Genomic DNA, 23041 nt, shown 5'->3' with positions numbered 1-23041 from the left:
GGGTTCAGCCCTCGAGCGGCATGATCTTGAGGGACTCGATCCCGCGATCATCGACGATCTTCACCGCGATCCGCCGATTGTCACCTGCTGCGAAAGGCAGCGACACGGTGCCATGGAACTGCTCCAGCAGATCCTCGTCCAGTTCAGATCGGACGGTCGCCTTCAGCCGGTTCCATCCGCCCTTGGCGTCCGCCATCGGAAAGAACACCTGATGGGGCATCAGGGAGCGCTGGTCGTAATCGGCGTCCAGCGACCACATGGCGATCTGCTTCTTGCCGCCCGACACCAGATCGCCCGCCTTTGGATCGAAGTAATCGAAGCCGTTGACCTCGACCTCCCACATCCCGTCCTTGCGTTTGCGCAGCTCCACATCGGGCTGACCCATCAGCCAGAAGGACTGGTTCGACGAGCGCGCCTTTTTTAGATCCTCGGTCAGAAGGTCGGTGTTCATCTGCGCCTTCAGCAGTGTGACGCCGGGCCAGTTGACCTCGTCGATGTCCTTGGCGGCCTCGGGATCGAAGGTGAAGGCGCAGAACAGGATGAACTTCGGCGCGGGACGCAGGGTTTCGGCCTCGGTAAGGGCCAGCTCCACCTGGCGCTGTTCGAGGGCTGCGTGCTCGGGCCCGAAGCTGACGATGACCCGCTCGCCGGTGTCGGCCAGCGATCCGCTGGCATGGAGGTGACGCAGGCCCGGCAGCGTTTCGAATTCGGCAAAGCGCAGCATCGCGCCGCCCTTGGCCCGGACGCCGGTCTTCAGAAGCTCGTCGCGCCAAAGCGACTGGCGCGAGGTCTCACCCGTGCGGGCAATGCTGTCGTCCGCCTCAATAGGCGGAAGGCTGTCATCGAACGACAGGACAGTCGGTGCTGGTACCGCTTCGACCGAGAAAGGCCCGGTGATGCGCAGGCGGTTCCGGTCGATGCGAGGCTTGTCGTAGAGCGTTTCCTGATCGGCATGATCGGCGATGGACTGGTCCAAGCGGCGCTGCATCGCCTGACGGGCGGAGTGGAATGTTTCAAATGGTCCGCGAGCAGCCTCTGCCCACTCATCCGGCCAGTCGAAGGGAACCTCCCATTCGTGCATGGTATCGTTCTTGGCGAAGTCCACCTGCTTACCTTTGCGAACGCCGAGCAAAGGCCTGAAGGGCTTCGGCGGCGCGGCTGTCAAGGCCGCGTTGACTGATGTCAGCGCCTCCACAATTTTGGGATGGTACTCCTCGTAAATTGTGTCGATGTCGGGGTTGGTGACGATCGATTTCAACATAACGTGCGGCACCGTCTCGTAGTCGAACCCGCCCTTCAGCCCCTCATGCGGGTAGCGCAGGGCATAATAGTCGAAGCTTGCAGTCATTAGGCGCTGTTTGGCCAAGGTGACGGCGACGCGCGAAGTATCGCACGTGATCCAGCGCCGGCCCCACTTCTCCGCCACCGCCGCGGTTGTCCCGGATCCGCAGGTTGGATCGAATACGAGGTCTCCCGGGTCGGTGGCCATGATCATGCACCGTTCGACAACTTTTTCTGAGGTCTCGACCACGTACCGTTTCTCTGAAGCGAAACCGGCTATGCCGGTGTCGGTCCACATGTTGTCTTCTTGAAAAGCTGCGAAGTCATCGAAATATCGGACGTAGTATAGTCCTGTCGTTGTTGCGCTGAGCCGCCCCGCCTTGAAGAGCCGGCTCATTCCATCTTCATTTGTTTTCCAACGCACCTTGTCTGAGGGGCGCAATTCGAATCCGTTGAAGCTAACTGGAAACCAAGATGCGGCGCCTTCTCCTTTGTCCCTTCCAGCCCCCTGGCTGGTAAGATTGTCGATACGAAATATTCGTGCACCATCAGTAAGCAAATCTGGCTTTTCGAGTTCTGTCTTCTTGATTGGACGCTCTGCGAGATTGGGCAATCGGACTTTCTTGTAGGCGGACCCCCCTATGCCGCCAACTTCCTTCAGATTGTAGGGCTGCCGGAACTTCAGATGTGCCTTATCTTTCGCGTAAAACAGAATGATGTCGTAGGTGCCAGCGAGGTTTTCCGACGTCGCCCCTGAAGTCTTCGTGAATATGATCTGCGAAATAAAATTACCGACGCCAAATATTTCGTCGAGGACATTCCTAACTATGTGACAGTTCTCTTCACCGATCTGCACGAACACGGACCCACTCTCGTGCAGCAGGTCCTTGGCCAGCACCAGACGGTCACGCAGGTAGGTCAAGTAGGAATGGATACCCAGCTCCCAAGTGTCGCGGAATGCCTTGATCATCTCAGGCTCCTGCGTCAGATCCTCGTCTGACCGGTCCTTGACGTCGCGCTTGTTCGTGAAGGGCTGAAAATTCGACCCGTATTTGATGCCGTAGGGCGGGTCGATATAGATCATCTGCACCTTGCCGCCCATGCTCTCCTTGGTCAGGAGCGAGTTCATCACCAAAAGGCTGTCACCAGACACCAGTCGGTTCGACCAGCCCTTTTCGTGGGAGTAGAAGTCGAGCGCCTGGCGCAGCGGCAGGTTCTCGAACGGCGCTGCGAACAGGTCGGGTTGCCGCCATTGCGCGCCCGCATCCTTGCCCTTCAACCGCTTCGCCGCGTTGGCCAGGATTGTCGCCGGGTCCACCCGCTCATGCACGTGCAGGCTGACGGTGTCGACGTCGAACGACGTCCGCTCAGCCTTGCCCGTCCAGTTGAGGTAGGGCTGCTGGAGCCGCTTGAGCTCGTGCAATGCGTCCTTCATCGCCTGGGGATCATCGCTGGCCAGGGCGTCATCGATCAGCTTTTCCACCTCTGCGCGGGCAGAGTCGAAGTTCAGCACCGGGTCCAGATGCGGGTCGTAGGCCCATGTGGTGCGCACACCGTCCGGGTCCGTCCCGGCGTGGACCATCCCCACCTCGGGGTTGTTCACCCGCGTCTCGCCGTGACGATAGGACAGCACCTGCACCGGTTCGCCTGACCTCCGTGAAGCCGCTGATCTTGTCGCGCTTCGGAGCTTCCCGCGGGGCTCCGTCGGCTCGTCCTCGTCCTGTATCTCCAGTGTCAGGTCGGTCACGTCGGCCCGATAGATCGATCCACCACGCCCGCGCCCTCGCCCGAGAATACCTTCATCGACCAGTTCATCACGGGCGGCCACGTAGTCCTCGTCGGACATGCCTGGCACATGCTCGCGCAACAAGGCCATCATCGCGCCATTGCCGATCGACGAGCCGTCTTCGGGCGTAAGGGACAGGATCAGATCGTTGAGGCTGTCGGACATGCGCGCGTGTTCCAGTACTTGCAGAAAGAGCTTGTTTTCCATGACCCTATCGCGCGAGTCTTGCGTTTGCACGCCCGAATCCTCCGTCGTGCGCGGCCATGTTTGAAGAAGGCTGGAATATTCATGCTTTACGACCGGATCATCAAACAGGGCACCATCAATGAGCCCGGCGGCAAACCCGACCCTCAATTTGCACTGCCGTCGACGGTGAACTGGATGCGCGCCCTTAGGATCTTGGTCGAGGACGCCGGAATCAATTTTGTCACCGCCGATGCATTCTACGCTCGCCAAGCGAAGCGCAGTATGGCGCCATTGGTGGAGAACACGATTCTCGAGCAGCTGTTCTTGGGACTGCACCACCTTTCAGCTCTCGAGCAATTCCAGTCTGGATCAAGAGCGTCGGACTACGCCCGCGTCGGCATCCTTGCCTGGTACTATGGTGTCGCCAATGCTGCCAGCGCCATGACCGCTGCACAGTCCGGCTCCTTCCAGGAGGATCACGCCGGGACGGCTCGGATGTGGGACGAACAGATTGCCAGCCGCGGGTTGGCCATACCGCCCTTCAGTTGGCGGGTGAGCAGCCTAGTCGAGGTGACCTACAAGCCGGAGGTCGCAGCATACAAGCAAGGTAGCACCAGCAAGCTGGTCTCGAAGCCAACCACTCAGACTGAAGCACTCGGCGCTGCTGCCGAATATCTCTCTGGCTCCGCCGCCTGGTATGCGTGGCGCGCGAAGGAGGATTTGATGAAAACTCCTCAGTTCAAGTCTCTTGGCGTGACCGATTTCCGGAAGAGGGTTGCTCGAGAGCTTCGTGATGAACGGCTGCAGAAGAAGTCCATCGGCTTCGTTCATCAGGCATCTCGGTATCGCGGAAAGGCGAATTATCGGGAGGCCCTTTTTCTCGCCTATGGTTCGGCGACGGAGACTATGCTTTCGGGCTTCGCCGACGACATGGCTGCAGTGCTCAAGGCGTACCTGGCCATGGCTGGTGCCTTTGCGAAGCGCAAGCTTGGAGGGAGCCTGTGGTCAGAATTCGTGGCAGATGTCGACGCCAAGAAGGCGTTCACGAGTCGCGCAGTTGATGTCTGGAACTGATCAGACGTCAGTCCGGAGATTTGCTTTTCAAGCCGCGGACAACCGCATTCGGCGCGAGCCCCACGTTTTCGGTGGCAGCGTCAATCGGCCATTTTGCTTGCTGGAGGACCCAGTCCAAAGGGAACGGTTCCATTAGTTCGGCCAACGCCATCTCCGCGGGCTGATGCCCTGCCAGGATCGCTTCGACGATGTCCGGCGACAGAAGGCCGAGCCGAAGCACGCGAGAAATGTAGGTAAAAGAAATACTCTCGTGCGAAGCAATCTCCGCGACCGTGGTGAACTCGCCGGAATCCAGCATTCGCTTCCAACGGAATGCACGGGCCAGCGCCTTGACCAACGTGTTGTCTGCCTTGCGCGGCTGCGCGGCGCCGTCAGGAAGGTGCATCTCCTTCCGCCCGCCGCGCTTTACGAGTCGGAACGGGACGTGGAGGGTCACGATCGCCGGGATCGGCGTGCCGCGGGTCATGCGGCCGCTCCCATGTCTCCGGTCAGCATCTCGCGCGCGAGGCCGCTTAGCCCGTCGACGCGCAGTCGCACATTGAGCCCGTCTGGGCCGATTTCCACCCGCTCGACCAGCAACACGGCGATGCGCGCCTGCTCGGCGGGGAAGAGTTCGTTCCACAGCGGATCAAGCTCCAGTAGCGCCGCGCGTGCGTCGGCCTCGATGACGTCGCCGTCTTGCGCGCAGGCCGCTTTCCACGTGCCCGCTACGATCTCGGGCTGGCGGAACACGGCGCGCAGCTGGTCGATGACAGCGGCCTCGATCTCTCCCGCTGGTACGCGGCCCACGGGGCATGACCGGGCACCGTGCTTAAGCACAGTCTGGCTGACGTAGTAGCGGTAGAGCCGCCCGCCCTTGCGGGTGTGCGTCGGTGAAAACGCCGCGCCGTCGGGACCGAAGAGCAGCCCCTTGAGCAGCGCGGGCGTGTCGGCGCGGGTTCGCGCGGCGCGCTTGCGGGGGCTCTCCTGCAGGATGGCGTGGACCTTGTCCCAAATCCCGCTGTCGATGATCGCGTCGTGCTCGCCGGGATAGCTGTCGCCCTTGTGCACGGCCTCGCCGATGTAGGCGCGGTTGCTGAGCATCCGGTAGATGTATTTCTTGTCGATCCTGTTCCCTCGCCGGGTGCGGATACCGTGCGTGCCGACCTCCCTCGCCAGTTCCGTGCACGATCCGATCTCGAGGAACCGGGCGAAGATCCAGCGCACATGCGCGGCGCCTATCTCGTCCTCCACCAGCTTCCGGTTCTCGACTCGGTAGCCGTAGGGCGGCACCCCGCCCATCCACATGCCCTTCTTGCGGCTGGCGGCGACCTTGTCGCGGATGCGCTCGGCCGTCACCTCCCGCTCGAACTGGGCGAAGCTGAGCAGGATGTTCAGGGTCAGCCGACCCATGGAGGTGGTCGTGTTGAACGACTGCGTGACCGACACGAAGGTCACGCCGTTCCGGTCGAACACTTCGACCAGCTTGGCGAAATCCGCCAGCGACCGGCTGAGGCGGTCGATCTTGTAGACCACCACCACGTCCACCAGCCCGTCCTCGATGTCTTCAAGCAGCCGCTTCAGTCCGGGCCGTTCCAGCGTGCCGCCGGAGATGCCGCCGTCGTCATACTGATCGCGGACCAGCACCCAGCCCTCGGAACGCTGGCTGGCGATGTACGCCTCGCAGGCCTCGCGCTGAGCGTGGAGGCTGTTGAACTCCTGCTCCAGCCCTTCCTCGGAGGATTTCCGGGTGTAGACCGCGCAGCGCAGCTTGCGGACGAGCTTCGATTTTTCGGGCGGTTTCGTCATGTCCGCCCCCTGTGTTTCTTGAGGCCGAAGAAGACCCACCCGTTCCAGCGCGTGCCGGTGATTGCGCGGGCGATGGCCGACAGCGACTTGTAGGGCCGCCCTCGCCATTCGAAGCCGTCGGCGGTGACGGTGACGATCTGTTCGACCCCCTGCCATTCGCGCAGCAGCCGCGTGCCGGAAATGGGGCGATCGCGGTCGGCGCGGATGCAGCGTTTCTTCTTGTCACCGCCGTCCAGTTCCTCGCCCAGCCGCTCCAGCCGCCTGATCGTCTCCTGATTCAGTCCGCCATAGGCGAGTTCCTGGATGCGGTATGCCAGGCGGGACTCGAGGTACCGGCGGTTGAATGGCGGCGGTGGGCTGTCGAACAGGTCGCGCCACTGCTTCTTGAGGTCCGGCGTCGGCGTCGTCTTGAGCGCTGCCAGGCGCCCGGGGATGGGATCGGGCTTGTTCATGCATTTCTCCGGTGAGTTGGAGTTGCATGACGGCATTGGTCGGGCGGATAGTGTAGGCAACGTTCTCCAGTATCGTCAGATACTTCGCGCCGCTCCGGCATACGCAGCCGAGTCAGCCCGAGCGCAAGCAGGCCGCACAATTCGGTGCGGCGTTCGGCGGGCGTCATCAGCTCGGGCGGGAGAGGATTGGGGCGTTTCAAGGCGATAGCTTTCCATTTCGATCGCCCTTTCCCCTACTCACGACTTCCACAAACTGTCCCAGCAGAAGAGCATGGGATTCGACTCAGGCGGGCACTTACGCTAGAGAACGTAAGATGAACAACCGTGAGGCGATGATGGAGGGACGGAGTGGCCAAGAACCTGAAGAAGTTCGTGAACCCCAAGTTCACGCGGACAGCTGATCTCGGCTTGCTGAGCCGCCTGTTTGAGCGCCACCGCGATGCGCTCGATGGGCTGGATTTGGGTATCTTCAGGGATGCGGCATCGCAGGAGGCTGCGCGGAGCGCCGTCCAGGATTTCTTCGCGGGGCCAGAGGACCAATATCCGGAAGGGCTAGTCGCCGACCTGCATCGCATCGCGGAGCTCGGCAACGCGGCGGGGCTAGACCTTATTCTTCAACAGGCCGCGCGGCTCGGGACACGTCTGAATTCTGAAGCGAGTGGTGCTGAGCCCGAGGCTCACCAGGATCCCAAGCACGTCGCCCTGCGGGTTTTCCTCGACCACCCCGATGTATTCAATGCCGCCTCGGACATGATGGCGCTCATGGCGCGGACGTCGCTTGCCGAGTTTGTGGGCCGCGACGAAGGTGTCGAGGCTGTTACGCATGATAGCGCAAAGGGTGAGTTTGAAACCGCGGCTGCTGCGATGTTCGAACAGGATCTCCGCAGCAATCATTGCCGCGCCGGCTGGTATGACGATGCCGACGAGCTCGTCCTCGTAATTGAGCATGGTTCGCCGATCACGACGACCGATGTCCTGCACAAGGACAAGAAGCGTGTGATCAGCTTCCGCGCCGCCGAACATGCGGTACTGTCCTACAATTCCGCGACGGGCCTGTTGAAGATCGGTGGCGTGGCAAAAGCCCGCCGCGCCGATCTCGCGGAGCTTTTCGCCGACAAGATTTTGAGCAAACCCGGATTCTTCGCGGGCGACGATGCGCAGAACCTCTACACGCTTGACCCGGTACAGCGCACTGGTTTCGGCTTCGCCTTCAACCATGACTTCGATCCGGGCATTCATCGCGTTCAGATCACCGAAGTCCAAGTTGACCGCGTCGGCGCCGATCCGAAGACCGGCGAGACGCGGACTTTCTATTCCTACGTTGCGCGCGACGGCCGCGACAATGCGCTCATGCGTTTGGGCGAGATGATGCGCGGGACACGTCTCGGCTCGGATTGGCGCATCAATCACATCGCCTTCCGCGTTCATTTCGCGACCGGCGGGAAGTCGGCGAAGAAGGTGATCGTCAAGCTGAAGCCCCCAGCCCATGCCATGTTCAAGCGTCAGCAGTTCGAGGGCCGGATCATGACACTTCTTCGCCGCAACGGGCTCCTCAATGACCGAGACGCTTTCCAGGCTGCTGTTGCGGCTGAGTGAGGCGGGCGATCCCGCGATACTTTGGGGCCGACAGGCTGCTCGTCATGCCGGGCACGATTTTGAACGGCTGCTCGATCGTGGCGTCCTGATCGAGCAGGCGCCGGCAACGGAATGGGATGTCTGCTCGGCTTGTGATTGCGGTCTCGACTCGCGGCCCGTCCAACAGGTCAATGGGCGCGATGTCGCCGTTTGCCCGATGGACCGGCGCAGCGACTTCGTTCTCAGCGATGACGAGCTGCGCAGCTTTCGAATTTGTCTTCCCGCGCTGGTTCGCGAAATCGCTGCTGCATCTGGATTCGGCGACGAGCCGTCGCCGGTCGCCGCATGTGTTTGGCATCTGGGTCAGGCATTGAACCAGAGGGCGCTGTTTCTCGCGCTTTCGGCGGATGCGGTATTCCAGCCGGGAATGATCGGCCTGATGCTTTCAGTCGCGCGGTCATCGGCGGTTACGGTGATCGCTCCGGCGATGACCGCGGGTGACTTGGCGCGTTTGGTCGACGCAGGGCTTCATTTTATCGGTGTGTCGGACTGTATTTCTTGCGACGGAGATGCACCTGGATTCGCCATCGATCAGGCTAAACTGCAGTTGCGACCAAGCTCGGCGCCCCGGCTCGTAATTCGTCGTACCGCCAGGACCGTATCTCTCGATGGAATGCCTAAGACTCTTTCTGATCAAGAGTTTCAGCTGCTGGTCTTCCTTTCGGAACACGCATTGAAATCGCCCGCCATAGTCGAGAACCGTGTGATCGAGGCGCACATCTGGGGGGCAAACATACACAAGATTGCGTCGCAGGTGCGCGAGCCCGTACGCGCGCTTCGCGACGCGCTGGCTCTCGGAAGCCGGGATGCTACGGCCGCACGCGCACTCATTGAGAATCGACGGAGTCCGAATGGCTACCGGCTGGCACTGCCTCCGGAGGAAATTCAACTGATAGAGTAGTCGCCGCGGTAGGTGCGGCAGGAGGGAAACGTGGCCGACTACGGTACTGTCGAGGGTGGTGGCTACAATGCCGTTAGCCAAGCCTACAAGCACGATCCGAGCATTGAGCATTATGTAAAGCTTAGGCGCGAGAACCCCGACGCCGAAATCGAGGTGTCTGTCGTCGGTGGGATGGATCAACTGTTGTTCATGGAGCCTGAGCTTAGAAAGTTCGGCTTCGACCCTCAGATGGTTGCAGCTGTCTTGGATTCAGATCCTAAGGCGATAAGCGAGTTGTCCTTGCAGATCATGGAAAGGATGATTGAGGCTCGGAATCTCGCCCGATCCGGTCAGACTCACCTTGCGAGACGCGGTTTGGCCATCCCTGACAAGCTGATCAGTTGGCTGATCGCGTGCATGCTGGATTCCCTGAGCTGGACCGACGAGCTCTACATGCCAAGGGATCTTATTGTACTGGTCCGCGAGCGCCTGGGGGGCTCCAACCTTGAATACGAACAGGCGTCCGCTGCCCACCAGAAGCGATGGTCGGCAATCATTGTGGGTGGTCAGCTCAAGGCACGGGGAATTGATCCAAGCTTCAGAATGCTTGCCAAGATCCTGAAAGTCTCTCCGACCACCGTCATGCGCTGGTTCCCCGATGGTGAGTTCGACGACGAGATCGCGCGGGTATCGAACTGGTTCGACGAGAACGGTCAGATGCGGGCTCTCAGAGACATCGCCTGGCGGCCGTTGCAGACGAAATAAGCTGCGCAACGCCCCTCTGCGAATCCACACCTGTGCTGCCGATTGATTTCGGCCGACCGCAGGAAGCTCATTGTGATCACGTGCCGGCGCCCACGCTTCGCACACGTTATCCCCACGTCGTGCCCACCTTAGCTGGCCGGCGCATCGGCAACCTGCGGACATCACGAACGATGACCGAGGCGCTGACCGATGTTTCCCCCGATCCCCAGGACCGATCTCTCGAAGCTGATCAACGAGGCAGACGGAGCTGCGCGCCGCCTTCATCGCAAGCTGCGGCTACCGCCTGCTGAGCTTGACGATCTCCGCCAGGACCTGCTCGTCGATCTGATCTGCCGTATCCGCGGTTTTGATGCCAGCCGAGGCAGCATTGGCGCCTTCGCCAACATCGTCCTGCGCAATCAGTCCTCGCGGATAGCGATGCGGACACACCGGCAGCGACAGGCGCAAGGTGGCGCTGTTCTCTCGCTCGATGTGCCTATCGCCGACGCCACCGAACCACTTGGCTGCATTCTTGCCGAAAGCGACAGCCTAGCGGCATGGCTTGGGCAGGATCGCTGCACTTACGAGCTTGCCGATCTCCGCCACGACCTGGCCCAGGCTCTCGGCGCGCTTCCTGAGGATGCCCGCGGGCTCTGCGCCGCACTGGGTCATTGCGCCGTCGCTGACCTGATCGGCCGTGACGGCATTTCTCGTTCCGCCCTCTATCGCCGCCTCGCTCGACTGAAGCTCGATCTCGCCATGCGCGGGATCGGCGGCCGGTGGGACGTCCTGGAAGCGTCGTGAGTAGAGGCAGGTCATGAAGATGCTCCTCATGCCCGCCAAGGGCGTTGTTCCCGCCCGCGTTCAGCGCGCATTCACCGACCTCGAGTTCTGCGTCTGGATCGGCCAGGCGTCGCCCGGTGAGCAGTTCGAATACCATGCTGGTTTCCTGAGCGTAGACGCGGCGGCAGTGATGTCGCGGCTCCAGGAAACCGACCGACGGCGGCTTTCCGCGCTCGCAGCGGCTACCCGCCGCGCGTCCGATGCAAAGCTCGTCCATCTCGTTCAGCGGCGTCTCGGGCCGAACCGGTTCGCCTATGTCGCGATCGCAAGACCGAAGCCCCGCACCAACCCGATTCCTTTGTCCAGCCTGCTGACCCAGCCGGAGGCCGCCTGAATGCACATCCTCGCCCGCCTCATCTCACGGAGAAACAACATGCCCGACCAGCCCGACGATCTAACCCTTCTTCGCAAGGCGCACTACAGCCTCGAAGACCTGCCCGAAACGATCTGCGCGCCGCAGCATCCCGATCACGAAGCTGGGGTCCCGATGCCGCTTGCCGTCGCGACCCTCGACGACATCGCCTTCGCGATCGTCGCTTCGGAACGGGAGAGCATGGCCGCATATCGGCGATCGAACGCGCTCCAGCGTCTCTACAAGCTCGCCCGCGAGGCTGGAGGAATAGGTGCCGACCGTGCAGTCGCGACGGTCATCAAGCGTGAGAGCCGGTGATGGCCCTCCCGATCATCAGCGCTGACGAGCGGCTCGCGCAGCGCAAGGGTATCAAGGGCTGCATCTTCGGAAGATCGGGCATCGGCAAGACCAGCCTGCTGTGGACGCTGAACGCTTCGACCACGCTCTTCCTCGATCTCGAGGCTGGCGACCTGGCGGTCGAGGGGCTGGAGATCGACACGCTCCGGCCCCGCACCTGGAAGGAATGCCGCGACTTCGCGGTGTTCATCGGCGGGCCGAACCCGGCGCTGCGCGAGGACCAGCCCTACAGCCAGGCGCATTTCGACGAGGTCTGCGGCCGCTACGGCGATCCCACGGTGATCGGGAAGTACGAGACCGTCTTCATCGACTCGATCACCGTTGCCGGGCGGCTCTGCTTCCAGTGGTGCCGCGGCCAGCCCGAGGCGTTCTCCGAGAAGACCGGCAAGCCCGACATCCGTGGCGCCTATGGGCTGCACGGCCGCGAGATGATCGGCTGGCTGACCCATCTGCAGCACACGCGCGGCAAGCATGTCTGGTTCGTCGGCATCCTCGACGAGCGGCTCGACGACTTCAACCGCAAGGTCTTCCAGCCGCAAATCGACGGCTCGAAGACCGGGCTCGAGCTGCCGGGGATCGTCGATCAGGTCATCACCATGGCCGACATCCCGGACCCGGACGGCCAGCCGCAGCGCGCCTTCGTCTGCCAGACGCTGAACCCCTGGGGCTTTCCAGCCAAGGACCGCTCGGGCCGCCTCGACATGGTCGAGGCCCCGCATCTCGGTCGGCTGATGGAGAAGATCCAGCGCCCCGCAGCGCCGGTCTCCGAACGCCTGACCTGGCCGCCGGTGACCCCGGCCGAACCCGCCCCCGCGCAGGAGCCCGACCATGGCTGAGCGCCTCTCGCCACGCCCGGTGTCCCGATGCGGTCGCCGGGGTGGCTTTTCCCTTCTGACGCCGCTGCGCGTCCCATCCTGCAACAGATAAGGAGCCGCGCAATGTCCGGACCCTGGAACGACTTCAACTCCGCGCAATCGAACACCAACGTCATCCCCAAGGGCACGCTCGCCAAGGTGCGCCTGACGCTCCGCCCCGGCGGCTTCGACGACCCGTCGCAGGGCTGGACCGGCGGCTGGGCGCGCCGCGCCGCCACCGGCGCCGTCTATCTCGACGCCGAATACACGGTGCTCGAGGGGCCCTATGCCCGGCGCAAGGTTTGGTCGCTGATCGGCCTCTACAGCCCGAAGGGCCCGGACTGGGCGAACATGGGGCGCGGCCTGATCCGCGGCATCCTTAACTCGGCGCGCGGCGTGTCCGACAAGGACAACTCGCCCGAGGCGCAGGCCCGCCGCCGCATCAACGGCTTCGGTGATCTCGACGGCGTCGAGTTCGCCGCCCGCATCGACATCGGCACCGACACCAACGGCGAAGACAAGAACGAGATCCGCGCTGCCGTCACGCCCGATCACCGCGACTACGCCGCGCTGATGGGCACGGTCGCGCCGCAGGTCTCGGCCGCCCCGGCGCAGGGCCACGCCGCGCAGCACAACACGGCCACCCAGCCCAGCCAGCCCGCGTCCGCCCCCAGCGCCGCCGGTCGGCCGAGCTGGGCGCAGTAAGGGGGGACCGGCCATGCGCCTGCGCCCTCGCCAGAAGACCTTCGTCGAGCGCAGCGTGGCTGCGCTCGCCTCCCGCGGCAACACGCTGGGCGTGGCGCCCACCGGTGCGGGCAAGACCATCATGCTCTCGGCGGTCACCGGCGAGATGATCGGCGACGGTGCGAAGGCCTGCGTGCTCGCCCATCGCGACGAGCTGACAGCCCAGAACCGCGCCAAGTTTCAGCGCGTGGTGCCGGGCGTCGCTACCTCGGTGATCGACGCCACCGAGAAATCCTGGAACGGCCAGGTCGCCTTCGCCATGGTGCCGACGCTGGCGCGGGCATCGAATCTGGCCGACATGCCGCGCCTCGACCTGCTGGTTGTCGACGAGGCGCACCATGCCGTCGCCGACAGCTACCGCCGCATCATCGACCGGGTGCGCGAGGCCAATCCCGACGCCCGCATTTTCGGGGTCACGGCGACGCCGAACCGGGGCGACAAGAAGGGCCTGCGCGAGGTTTTCGACAATGTCGCCGACCAGGTGCGTCTGGGCGAGCTGATCGCTTCCGGCCACCTGGTGCCGCCGCGCACCTTCGTCATCGACGTGGGCGTACAGGACGAGCTGCGCTCGGTCCGCAAGACGATGTCGGATTTCGACATGTCGGAAGTGGCGGGCATCATGGACCGCGCCCCCGTCACCGACGAGGTGATCCGGCACTGGAAGGAAAAGGCGGGCGACCGTCAGACCGTGGTGTTCTGCTCCACCGTCGCCCATGCCGAGCATGTCACCGACGCGTTCAGGGCAGCTGGCGTTTCCGCCGCGCTGATCCACGGCGATCTGGCCGCCGAGACCCGCAAGGCGATCCTCGCCGACTACGCGGCGGGCAGCATCCGCGTCGTCGTCAACGTGGCGGTGCTGACCGAGGGCTGGGACCATCCGCCCACCTCCTGCGTCGTGCTGCTTCGCCCCAGCTCGTACAAGTCCACAATGATCCAGATGGTCGGGCGCGGCCTGCGCACCGTCGACCCCGAGGAACATCCCGGCATCGTGAAGACCGACTGCGTCGTTCTGGATTTCGGCACCTCCAGCCTGATCCACGGCACGCTGGAACAGGATGTCGATCTCGACGGCAAGACCGAGACCGGCGAAGCGCCGACCAAGACCTGCCCGGCCTGCGAGGCGGAGATCCCGCTGGCCGCCACCGAATGCCCGCTCTGCGGTGAGGCTTTCCCGCGCGAAGATGAACAGGTCGGTGAAGGCAGCGGTGCCGCGCCGCTCTCGGGCTTCATGATGACCGAGATCGACCTGCTGAAGCGCTCCAGCTTCGCGTGGGTCGACCTCTACGGCACGGACGACGCGCTGATGGCCACGGGCTTCGCCGCTTGGGGCGGCATCTTCTGGCTGGACGGGGTCTGGTACGCCATCGGCGGCGCGAAGGGCGAACGCCCGCATCTGCTGGGCGTCGGCGAGCGCACGGTCTGCCTCGCGCAGGCCGACGACTGGCTGAACACGCACGAGACCGACGAGAGCGCCTTCAAGACCCGTTCCTGGCTCCGCCAGCCGCCGACCGAGAAGCAGCTTCAGTACCTGCCGGCCGAGTGCCGCCATGACTTCGGCCTGACGCGCTACCGCGCCTCCGCGCTGATGACCTTCGGCTTCAACAAGCGGGCCATCCGCCAGCTGATCGACAGGGCCGCCCGGCCCGAACGGAGGGCGGCATGACCCATGGCACCCTCAACCCCCATCACGGCCGAGGACCGGCGGCGGCTCTGGCATCCGCGTGGAACGCTCTGTGCTGTCTGCCGGCAACCCACCCGTGGTTTTGGCTGGTTCGATCCGCACCGGTCGAAGCGACCCCGGCCCTCGGTCTGGTTCTGCTCGATGCCCTGCCAGTCCTTCTGGACGCGCTTGGCGCGGGAGCGTCTCACCATGGTTGACCTGACCGAGGAAGAGCGCGCCGCGATCACCGCCACCATGAAGCGCGTGGCGCTGCTGATGGACGAGATCGGCTGGGCCACCCCGCTCGCCGAACTGACCGAGGCTCAGGTGCGCGCGCTGATCGAGGAAGCTGTCGAGGGCTTCCGCGAGGCCATGTCCGACATCGCCCGGGCGCAGACGCCGGAGGTGCCGTTTTGACCCTCGATTACAATCATCGCCCCAGCTTCGCCGACCGGGTCAACGCCGCCGTCGATCGGGCGCTCACCGCCGATCATGCCACGCGGCCGCCCCGCGACTATCTCGGCGGATCCCGCCTCGGCCATGCCTGCGAGCGCGCCCTGCAGTTCGAGTTCACGGCAACGCCGAAGGACGAGGGCCAGGACTTCAGCGGCCAGTCGCTGCGCATCTTCGCCATCGGCCACGCGCTCGAGGATCTGGCCGTCGCCTGGCTGCGCGGCGCGGGGTTTGATCTCTACACCCGGAAGGGCAACCGGCCCGATGGCGGCCAGTTCGGCTTCTCGGTCGCTGGCGGACGCATCCGCGGTCATGTCGACGGCATCATCGCGGCCGGGCCCGAAGGCTTCGGTCTCGCCGTTCCCGCCCTCTGGGAATGCAAGACGATGAACGCCAAGAACTGGCGCGCCTGCGTCAAGGACGGCGTGAGCAAGTCGAAGCCGGTCTATGCCGCCCAGATCGCGGTCTATCAGGCCTACATGGAAACCAGCGTGCCCGGCATCAGCGCTGCGCCCGCCGCGTTCACCGCGATCAACAAGGACACGGCCGAGATGCACCACGAACTGGTGCCTTTCGACGCCGATCTCGCGCAGTGCATGTCCGACCGGGGCGTGCGGATCCTGCAGGCGACCGATGCGGGCGAGCTTCTGCCGCGCGTCGCCACCACGCCCGACTTCTTCGAATGCCGCTTCTGCCCGTGGTCCGAGCGCTGCTGGGGGCTGCCGGCATGAGCGACGACAGCATCCTGCACTTCAACCCCTGGATGGACTTCAACGACGGGCCCCCGTCCGAGAACCCCTTCGGCTGCGACCCTGATCCCGAGCAGATCGCCGTGTTCCTCGACACCGTGTTCAGCTGGTGCGAGGGGCTGATCCCGCTACGCGGCTTCGTCGACAAGGGTCAGGGCCGGGACGGCAAGCCGCACAATATCTGGATCGCGGCCGACGACAGCGCACCAGGGAAACTCGCGACCTTTGCCGCATGGGCCAACCGTGAAGGCGCTGCGGTTTATGTCATCCCCGGCACGGTCGAGGAACAGGGCCAGGCCCGCGCCGCTGACGTGCTGCAGATGCAGGCCATCGTGGTCGACCTCGACGCGGGCGACATCCCGGCCAAGCTGGACCATGTCACCCGCCACCTCGGCCCGCCCACGCTCATCATCGAAAGCGGCGGGCGCACGCCCGAGGGCGCCGCGAAGCTCCATGTCTGGTGGAAACTGACCGAACCCTCCGAGGGTGACGACCTGGTCACCCTCTGCCGCCTGCGCGGCGAGATCGCCGTGAAGGTCGGCGGCGACACGCATTTCCGCTCGGCGCACCAGCCGATCCGGGTGCCGGGCACGGTCTATCACAAGCACGGTCATCAGCGCCTCGTGCAGATCCGCGAACATCGCGACGTCGAGGTGGATCTTGCGGATTTCGCCGAAAATGTCGCCGATATGCCGCCGCTGCCCGGCGTGGGCTTCGCCAGCGATGTTGCCGCACCAACATCGAAGCCCGGCATCGACGCGGTGCTCACCACGCCGGTGCGCGAAGGCGCAGTGGACGACTGGTCCCGGTTCCAGGGGGCCAGCGCCGCCATCGGCCATTACGTACGCCTCGTCCACGAGGGCCGCCTCGATCCGTTCGCGGGCTGGGAGGCAATCTGCGGTTACAACGCCGCCATGCTGCGCCCGTCCTGGCCGCTCGATCGGCTTCAGGCCGAGTCCGAACGGCTCTGGGAGCTGCATGTGAAGCGCAACGGTCCGCCGCTCCTGCGCGCGGCCAACGCGGGTACCCCGGCCAGCCCGCTGCCGACATTCAGCCTCGGCGCGCTCCTCGACGACACCAGTCCGATGCCGGAGGACATCATCGGACCCCGCGTGCTGACACCTGGCGGGCTTCTCGTGCTGGGCGGCGCGCCCAAGGTCGGCAAGAGTGACTTCCTGATCTCCTGGCTCGTGCACATGGCGGCGGGCGTGCCGTTCCTCGGCTTCACGCCGCCCCGGCCGCTGCGCGTGTTCTACCTTCAGGCCGAGATCCAGTATCACTACCTGCGCGAACGCATGCAGCAGATCGCGCTGCCCACCGCCGTCATTGCCGCCGCGCGCGACACCTTCATTGCCACGCCGAAGCTGAAGCTGCTGCTCGATGCCGAAGGCGTCGCCCGCGTGGCCGAGGCGATCCGGGCCGCATTCCCCGACGCACCGCCCGACATCATCGTCATCGACCCGATCCGAAATCTCTTCGATGGCGGTCCCGAGGGCGGTGGCGAGAACGACAACACCGCCATGATGTTCTTCCTGAAGGACCGGGTGGAGCTTCTCCGCGAGGCCGTCAATCCGGACGCGGGCGTCATCCTCGCTCACCACACCCGCAAGGCCACCAAGCATCAGGTCAAGGACGATCCCTTCCTCGCCCTCTCCGGCGCCAGCGCGCTGCGCGGCTTCTACACCTCGGGGCTGCTCATGCACCGGCCCGACGAGGACAGCACCGTCCGCAGGCTGGAAATCGAACTGCGGAACGGACCCGCGCTGCCAGGCAAGCTCATCGACAAGGTGAAAGGCGAATGGGTCGAGCTGAACCCGCTGAACGAGCGCCTGGTGCGCAAGGAGGTCGGCGCCAAACTCGATGCCGAACGGTTGCGCAAGCACGATGTCATCCTCGGCATGCTGCTGGATGAGGCGGCCAGCGAGCGCCTCTACACCGCCATGCAGTTCGCGGAGACCTTCGAGAACCGGGGCGGTCTGGGCAGCAAGCACACGATCCGTGAGCGCCTCAGCGTGCTGGCGACCAAGGGCTTCGTGAAGTTCCTGCGCGACCCCTCGGGGTTCGGCTTCCCCGTCACCCGGTCGCGGTTCGGCTACCTCTGCGTCGAGGGCATGCAGTTCGGCGCGCCCGTCGAGCATGTCGATCCAGACACCGGCGAGGTCACCACAAGCGCCCGTCCGGTCCTGCCCAGCCACTTCAAATGCCCCCAATCCGGGCTCTGCCTGCAGGTCGAAAACCCCGCCGTCTGGGTCTACCCGGAGGGGCTGGAGGACGACCTAACTCATATGAGTGAGGCCTGACTCATATGACAGCGCCAACTGTGCACTCAATGAAATCAACAGGTTACGGGCAAATAAGAGTTAGGTCCCTAACTCATGCCCGAAGACTTCATGAAGTCTTATTCCGCAATGATTTCAGCCACTTGAACACCTCGGAACAGTTAGGTGTCAAACCCCCATACTACGTATGGGAGGGCCACCCCACAGGGTTGGCCACTCCTCCCATACGTCCGGGCCGGCCGCGCGCGCCGCCGTGACGCTCCCTTGTGCTCTCCGATCCGACGACGGCGGCCCCGTACCGCCAAGCACCAGACCGCCGTCGTCTTCCACCAACCACAGGCCACCGGCAAAGGAGACCCATCATGGCTCAGCCGACTCTGATCCCGAATTGCGACGGCGCAAGGTTTGAATCGCTGCCGCTCGACACGCCCCGCAACCGCTGCATCCTCGCGCTCGACCTCGGCACCTCGACCGGCTGGGCGATCCGCGGCCATGACGGCCTGATCACCAGCGGCACCGTCTCGCTGCGTCCCGGCCGCTTCGACGGCGGTGGCATGCGCTACCTGCGCTTCACGAACTGGCTGACCGAGATCGACCGGCTGTCCGGTCCTGTCGCCGCCATCTGGTTCGAGGAAGTCCGACGCAACGCAGGCACCGACGCGAGCCACATCTACGGCGGGCTCATGGCCACGCTGACCGCATGGGCCGAGCTGCGCGGCGTGCCCTACGAGGGCGTCCCGGTCGGCACAATCAAGCGCCACGCCTCGGGCAAGGGCAACGCCGACAAGGCCGCCATGGTCGCCGCCGTCCGCGCCCGCGGTTTCAGCCCCGCCGACGACAACGAGGCCGACGCCATCGCCATCCTGCTCTGGGCGATCGAGACGAACGGAGGGGTCGCATGAGGTGGCATCCCCACGGCTACGGCGGCCGGCGCCGGGATCCGGAACAGGTGAAGCGCGAGGGTTGGCAGGAACAGGGCGTCCTCGCGGTCTCCGCCGATGACGACCGCCTCACCTGGCCGGAACGTGAACTGGTCCGCCAGCTGGGCGAAAAGCTCTACGGCCCGCGTCCCTCCGACAGGGAGGCGCACCATGGCTGATCGTAAATGGACCGCCGACTGCGTCGCTGATCATTTCGAGGAGGCGTTTCGCACCCTGCGCAAGCTGCCGCCGGTGAAGGCTCAGGGCTACTTCAACACCTGGCCCGACATCGTGCGGACCAGCCGCGAGATCGCGGCGATGGAGCCGCAGCCGATGCGGGTCTGGCCCTCGGCCGCAGCGATCACCCGGCTCGAGCAGACCTTCGACTGGGTGCTCTGGATCGAGGAGGCGGAGCGCAAGCTGGTCTGGTCGCGTGCGGCCCGGGTGCCGTGGAAACAGATCAGCGGCGAGCTGGGGTGCGACCGCACGACCGCCTGGCGGCGCTGGCAGCTGGCGCTGACGAAGATCGCTGCGCGCCTGAATGCGCAGTGACTCCAATGTGTTGCAACACTTTTCCCTTCGACATATGCAACAGATCCATGCTATTCCGAAGGCAAGATGGGGAGAGTGCGCTGGAAAGCTCGCTCTCCCCTTTGCGTTGACGGGGGCCACCTGGACCCCGGTATCCAGCAAGGGTCCGGCCGGGGTCCAGCCCACGGCAGTTTCCGGTTCCTTCCTGGCGACATTCGTATGCTGGCGGGCGAAGCGCGGGACATCGCCAGCGACAGGGCCGGATTTTTGGGAAGCCACCCGGAAGCCGGAGCCACGCGCGTCCGGCGCAAACACCAACGAACGCTGACCTTCCGACCGGACACCGCTGGTGGCCGCTGGACCCCGTGTGGAGTCCGGCCCGGCATCCGGAGTCCGGAAGCCACCGGCATCCACCCGACCGAGGAACCTTGCCCACCATGACGCTGAGCTTCGCCCCGGACGCGATCGAGACGTGGCCGCTGTCGCGCCTCCAGCCCTACGCGAAGAACGCGAAGGCGCACGGGCCGGACCAGGTCGCGAAGATCGCCGCCAGCATGGCCGAGTTCGGCTGGACCGTGCCCTGCCTCGTTGGCGAGGACGGCGAACTGATTGCAGGGCATGGGCGCGTGCTGGCTGCCACGCAGCTGGGGCTGACCGACGCGCCGGTTATCGTGCTGGGCCACCTGACCGAGGCGCAGCGTCGGGCCTATCGCATTGCGGACAACAAGCTCACGGAACTCGGCACTTGGGACGAGGCGCTGCTGTCGGCGGAACTGAACGACCTGCTGGCCGAGGATTTCGACCTGTCGCTGGTCGGGTTCTCCGATGGCGAGCTGGACAAGCTGTTGGCCTACGTCGCGGAAGACGACGGTGAAGAAGGTGGCGCCGGGGGCTCCGTGCCGCCGGTGACCATCCCCGAGCCGCCGCGCAACCCGGCCTCGCGGACGGGCGACCTGTGGATCCTCGGCGACCATCGCCTCCTGTGCGGCGACAGCACCAGCGCGGCCGACGTGCGCCGCCTGATGAACGGCGAGCGGGCGATCCTGTTCGCGACCGACCCACCGTATCTCGTCGATTACGACGGCTCCAACCATCCGACCCGCAACAAGGACTGGTCGGCGTCATACGGCACGACCTGGGACGACAGTTCGCAGGGCGCGGAGCTCTACGACGGGTTCATCGCGGCGGCCGTGGCGGAAGCCATCGCCGAGGATGCGGCCTGGTACTGCTGGCACGCCTCGCGCCGCCAGGCGATGCTGGAGGCCTGCTGGGAAAAGGCGGGCGCCTTCGTGCATCAGCAGATCATTTGGGTGAAGGACCGCGGGGTTCTCACCCGGTCGCATTACCTGTGGAAGCACGAGCCCTGCTTCATGGGCTGGCGTCGGCCGAACCGCCCGCCGAAGGTGGCCGAGGAAACGCTGCCCTCGACATGGGCGCTGCCGAGTTTCGCCAAGGACGACCGGCCCGACCACCCGACGCCGAAACCGCTCGACGCCTTCGGGATCCCGATGCGGCAGCATGTGGCGCGCGGCGGGCTCTGCTACGAGCCGTTCTCCGGCTCGGGCTCACAGATCATGGCGGGCGAAGCCAACGGCCGCTGCGTCTTCGCGATGGAGATCAGCCCCGCCTATGTTGATGTCGCCGTGGCGCGCTGGCAGGCCGAGACGGGGCGCGAGGCGATCCTCGATGGCGATGGCCGGACCTTCGCGCAGGTGAGAACCGAGCGGCTGGGCGACAGTGTCGAACCCACGGCCGATACGCCGGACACTGACTCCGCCTCCGAACCCGCGCGAAAGCGCAAGTCCGCCGCATGAAGCAGTCGCGCCTCATGTCGCTGGTCGAGTCCGTCGCCAACGTGATCGTCGGCTACGGCGTCGCCGTGGTCACGCAGATCCTGATCTTCCCGATCTTCGGGCTGCACACGACGCTGGCGCAGAACCTCAAGATGGGCGCGGTGTTCACGGTGGTCAGCATCGCGCGGTCCTTCGCGCTGCGGCGGTTGTTCGAGGCACTTCGCATGCGTCAGGGTCGACCGAGGCCCCGCGTCACTTCGCGGACGAAAGCTCGGTTCAACCCCCGCTTCCTGCCTTGAGCGGCCATACTTCGACGACCCCATGCGCAACAGCACATGGCACTTTTGAAACGATCCTGATGGCTTCTTCGATGTTTTTGGCTTCGATCACTGCAAATCCGGCAACAGGAAGGTCGGACGTCAAGAATTGCCCGTCAATCACCTCGACACCGGATGCGTCAGGATTGCGAACCTGCACCGGCTTTTCAGCAATGCCCATGACTGCTCCCGAGGAAACCAGATCCGCGTCATGTGCGTGAGCCGCGTCCCTGACAGATTGAGGGGTGCGGTCATATCCGTCTCGATCACCATATCCGATCGTTATGAACATAGGCATATGGGACTCCCTCGTGGATACGGCGCAATAGTACGAGCGGAGCGATTAAATGTCACTTTGGCATTCGGTGAAGTGCCGCCGCCCTATGGACGGCGGCATCAAATACTCCGAGCTTAAGTTTCAGGGATTAGGAAGCCTGTAGACCCGGCCGCGCCCCTCAACCTTCTCCGAGGCAACCTCGAGCCCGAGTTTCTTCTTGAGCGCCCCGGTCATCGCGCCGCGCACGGTGTGCGACTGCCAGCCCGTCGCGGCCATGATCTCCTCGATGGTCGCGCCGTCCGGCGCGCGCAGCATGGCGATCAGGGTCGCCTGCTTGGTGCCCTCGCGCGGCGTGCGCGTCTTTGGCGCGGCCTCCGGTTCGGTGGGGGTGTCCGGCGCGGCCTCCTCGGTCGGCGCGTCCGTCGCGCCCGCAGGCGCGGTGTTTGCGTCCTCGGGCTCGATCCCGATGGCGGCGAGGCCTGCGTCGGTGGCGACCAGCGTGACGCCGTGGCCGTCGCCGGTCTCGCGCCAGACGGGCTCGCCCTTGCGCGTGTCGGCGTCCACCTCCTGCAGGAGGCCCTTGGCGAGCATCGCGCCGACCACCTTGGCGGCGGCGCCACCCCGCAGGCTCTCGGGCAGCGGCAGGGCGATATGCTCGGGCCGCTGTGCGGCGGCGCTCAGGATCAGGGCTTGGGTGTCGGAAAGCTTGGTCATCGTCGTCTCCCGTATCGGGGCGCGCAGGATGCGGGCCCTTCTACGAGGTCGAGCCCGCCAGTCGGCGGGCGGGACCGGGAGCGGGTCGTGTCACTCGGCGTCTTCGCCTTCATTGAACGCCATGTCGGCGATCTCGCGCAGCTTGGCGCGGTAGTGGTTCAGGGTGCCGACATGGCCCCAGTTGATCTCGTCGGGGCTGTTCTCGAAATGGTCCGCGCTCAGGGCGGCGAGCCGCTCCAGCATCGCGTCGATCTCGGACTTGGCGGCGATGAAGGCGTCGAGGGCTTTCGTGTTTTCGGTCGCGCGGCGGGTCATCGGGGTGGCTCCGTGGTGAGTTGCATCGCTTCTTTGAAGTGACGTTCGCTCCGCTGG

General features: G+C 64.7%; 25 protein-coding genes. 18 read left to right on the top strand and 7 right to left on the bottom strand.

The window, feature by feature from the left end; all coding sequences use genetic code 11:
• Window positions 1–4: 4 nt before the first annotated feature.
• Window positions 5–3274 carry a site-specific DNA-methyltransferase gene (locus tag LH400_RS01830; RefSeq protein ID WP_229150935.1) on the bottom strand — a complete coding sequence of 1090 codons (3270 nt, stop codon included), beginning with the start codon at window positions 3272–3274 and terminating at the stop codon, window positions 5–7.
• An 81-nt stretch (window positions 3275–3355) separates the two neighbouring features.
• On the opposite strand from LH400_RS01830, the gene LH400_RS01825 reads away from it, so the two are divergent.
• On the top strand, window positions 3356–4327 hold the full coding sequence (locus LH400_RS01825) for a hypothetical protein (protein ID WP_229150934.1): 972 nt from the start codon (window positions 3356–3358) through the stop codon (window positions 4325–4327).
• Between the two features lie 7 nt (window positions 4328–4334).
• Here LH400_RS01825 and LH400_RS01820 read toward each other — a convergent pair whose 3' ends face one another.
• Genes LH400_RS01820 through LH400_RS01810 form a run of 3 tightly spaced genes read right to left on the bottom strand, consistent with a single transcriptional unit; the run spans window position 4335 to window position 6567 of the window.
• Window positions 4335–4793 carry a hypothetical protein gene (locus LH400_RS01820; RefSeq protein WP_229150933.1) on the bottom strand — a complete coding sequence of 153 codons (459 nt, stop codon included), beginning with the start codon at window positions 4791–4793 and terminating at the stop codon, window positions 4335–4337.
• Window positions 4790–6115: a recombinase family protein gene (locus tag LH400_RS01815; RefSeq protein WP_229150932.1), complete on the bottom strand. Its 1326-nt coding sequence runs from the start codon at window positions 6113–6115 to the stop codon at window positions 4790–4792. The genes LH400_RS01820 and LH400_RS01815 overlap by 4 nt, the downstream gene beginning before the upstream one ends.
• Window positions 6112–6567, bottom strand: coding sequence for a DUF2924 domain-containing protein (locus LH400_RS01810; protein ID WP_229150931.1), 456 nt, complete (start codon window positions 6565–6567; stop codon window positions 6112–6114). The genes LH400_RS01815 and LH400_RS01810 overlap by 4 nt, the downstream gene beginning before the upstream one ends.
• 348 nt (window positions 6568–6915) lie before the next feature.
• On the opposite strand from LH400_RS01810, the gene LH400_RS01805 reads away from it, so the two are divergent.
• The 17 genes from LH400_RS01805 to LH400_RS01725 all read left to right on the top strand — a co-directional run bounded on the left by LH400_RS01805 (window position 6916) and on the right by LH400_RS01725 (window position 21660).
• A complete protein-coding gene (locus tag LH400_RS01805; RefSeq protein ID WP_229150930.1) occupies window positions 6916–8163 on the top strand; it encodes a hypothetical protein in 1248 nt (415 codons plus the stop codon).
• Window positions 8123–9103 (top strand): helix-turn-helix domain-containing protein, encoded by a 981-nt coding sequence (locus tag LH400_RS01800; protein ID WP_229150929.1) that lies wholly within the window; start codon window positions 8123–8125, stop codon window positions 9101–9103. The genes LH400_RS01805 and LH400_RS01800 overlap by 41 nt, the downstream gene beginning before the upstream one ends.
• Window positions 9104–9133: 30 nt before the next feature.
• Window positions 9134–9847, top strand: a complete 714-nt coding sequence (locus LH400_RS01795) for a hypothetical protein (RefSeq protein WP_229150928.1) — start codon at window positions 9134–9136, stop codon at window positions 9845–9847.
• A 189-nt stretch (window positions 9848–10036) separates the two neighbouring features.
• Window positions 10037–10630 (top strand): sigma-70 RNA polymerase sigma factor region 4 domain-containing protein, encoded by a 594-nt coding sequence (locus tag LH400_RS01790; protein ID WP_229150927.1) that lies wholly within the window; start codon window positions 10037–10039, stop codon window positions 10628–10630.
• Window positions 10631–10658: 28 nt separating this feature from the next.
• The gene (locus tag LH400_RS01785; RefSeq protein WP_229150926.1) at window positions 10659–11003 is read left to right on the top strand and encodes a hypothetical protein; all 345 of its coding nucleotides are present in this window, start codon (window positions 10659–10661) and stop codon (window positions 11001–11003) included.
• A 39-nt stretch (window positions 11004–11042) separates the two neighbouring features.
• The gene (locus LH400_RS01780; protein ID WP_229150925.1) at window positions 11043–11339 is read left to right on the top strand and encodes a hypothetical protein; all 297 of its coding nucleotides are present in this window, start codon (window positions 11043–11045) and stop codon (window positions 11337–11339) included.
• Window positions 11339–12214 carry an ATP-binding protein gene (locus LH400_RS01775; protein ID WP_229150924.1) on the top strand — a complete coding sequence of 292 codons (876 nt, stop codon included), beginning with the start codon at window positions 11339–11341 and terminating at the stop codon, window positions 12212–12214. The genes LH400_RS01780 and LH400_RS01775 overlap by 1 nt, the downstream gene beginning before the upstream one ends.
• Before the next feature lie 102 nt (window positions 12215–12316).
• Complete coding sequence (locus tag LH400_RS01770; RefSeq protein WP_229150923.1) at window positions 12317–12937, top strand: hypothetical protein; 621 nt, start codon at window positions 12317–12319, stop codon at window positions 12935–12937.
• A 13-nt stretch (window positions 12938–12950) separates the two neighbouring features.
• Complete coding sequence (locus LH400_RS01765) at window positions 12951–14639, top strand: DEAD/DEAH box helicase (protein ID WP_229150922.1); 1689 nt, start codon at window positions 12951–12953, stop codon at window positions 14637–14639.
• A 207-nt stretch (window positions 14640–14846) separates the two neighbouring features.
• Entirely contained in the window at window positions 14847–15053 is a 207-nt protein-coding gene (locus LH400_RS01760; protein ID WP_099650109.1) for a DUF6511 domain-containing protein, read from the top strand.
• A complete protein-coding gene (locus LH400_RS01755; RefSeq protein ID WP_229150921.1) occupies window positions 15050–15820 on the top strand; it encodes a hypothetical protein in 771 nt (256 codons plus the stop codon). Before LH400_RS01760 ends, LH400_RS01755 begins: the two co-directional genes overlap by 4 nt.
• The gene (locus LH400_RS01750; protein ID WP_229150920.1) at window positions 15817–18138 is read left to right on the top strand and encodes an AAA family ATPase; all 2322 of its coding nucleotides are present in this window, start codon (window positions 15817–15819) and stop codon (window positions 18136–18138) included. The genes LH400_RS01755 and LH400_RS01750 overlap by 4 nt, the downstream gene beginning before the upstream one ends.
• A 341-nt stretch (window positions 18139–18479) precedes the next feature.
• Window positions 18480–19019, top strand: coding sequence for a hypothetical protein (locus LH400_RS01745; RefSeq protein WP_229150919.1), 540 nt, complete (start codon window positions 18480–18482; stop codon window positions 19017–19019).
• The gene (locus LH400_RS01740; protein WP_229150918.1) at window positions 19016–19216 is read left to right on the top strand and encodes a hypothetical protein; all 201 of its coding nucleotides are present in this window, start codon (window positions 19016–19018) and stop codon (window positions 19214–19216) included. Before LH400_RS01745 ends, LH400_RS01740 begins: the two co-directional genes overlap by 4 nt.
• A complete protein-coding gene (locus LH400_RS01735) occupies window positions 19209–19589 on the top strand; it encodes a DUF6362 family protein (RefSeq protein WP_229150917.1) in 381 nt (126 codons plus the stop codon). Before LH400_RS01740 ends, LH400_RS01735 begins: the two co-directional genes overlap by 8 nt.
• Window positions 19590–20005: 416 nt before the next feature.
• Window positions 20006–21382, top strand: coding sequence for a site-specific DNA-methyltransferase (locus LH400_RS01730; RefSeq protein WP_229150916.1), 1377 nt, complete (start codon window positions 20006–20008; stop codon window positions 21380–21382).
• The gene (locus LH400_RS01725) at window positions 21379–21660 is read left to right on the top strand and encodes a DUF7220 family protein (RefSeq protein ID WP_229150915.1); all 282 of its coding nucleotides are present in this window, start codon (window positions 21379–21381) and stop codon (window positions 21658–21660) included. Before LH400_RS01730 ends, LH400_RS01725 begins: the two co-directional genes overlap by 4 nt.
• Here the strand turns inward: LH400_RS01725 and LH400_RS01720 are convergent.
• The 3 genes from LH400_RS01720 to LH400_RS01710 all read right to left on the bottom strand — a co-directional run bounded on the left by LH400_RS01720 (window position 21638) and on the right by LH400_RS01710 (window position 22984).
• Entirely contained in the window at window positions 21638–21976 is a 339-nt protein-coding gene (locus LH400_RS01720; protein WP_229150914.1) for a YciI family protein, read from the bottom strand. The two genes, LH400_RS01725 and LH400_RS01720, sit on opposite strands and share 23 nt — an antisense overlap.
• Before the next feature lie 120 nt (window positions 21977–22096).
• A complete protein-coding gene (locus LH400_RS01715) occupies window positions 22097–22669 on the bottom strand; it encodes a DUF3489 domain-containing protein (RefSeq protein ID WP_229150913.1) in 573 nt (190 codons plus the stop codon).
• 90 nt (window positions 22670–22759) lie between these two features.
• Window positions 22760–22984 carry a hypothetical protein gene (locus LH400_RS01710; RefSeq protein ID WP_229150912.1) on the bottom strand — a complete coding sequence of 75 codons (225 nt, stop codon included), beginning with the start codon at window positions 22982–22984 and terminating at the stop codon, window positions 22760–22762.
• Between the last annotated feature and the right edge of the window lie 57 nt (window positions 22985–23041).

The organism is Jiella soli (assembly GCF_020615385.1).
Taxonomy (GTDB): domain Bacteria; phylum Pseudomonadota; class Alphaproteobacteria; order Rhizobiales; family Rhizobiaceae; genus VKMB-3413.
This window is presented reverse-complemented; position numbering and strand designations above follow the sequence as displayed.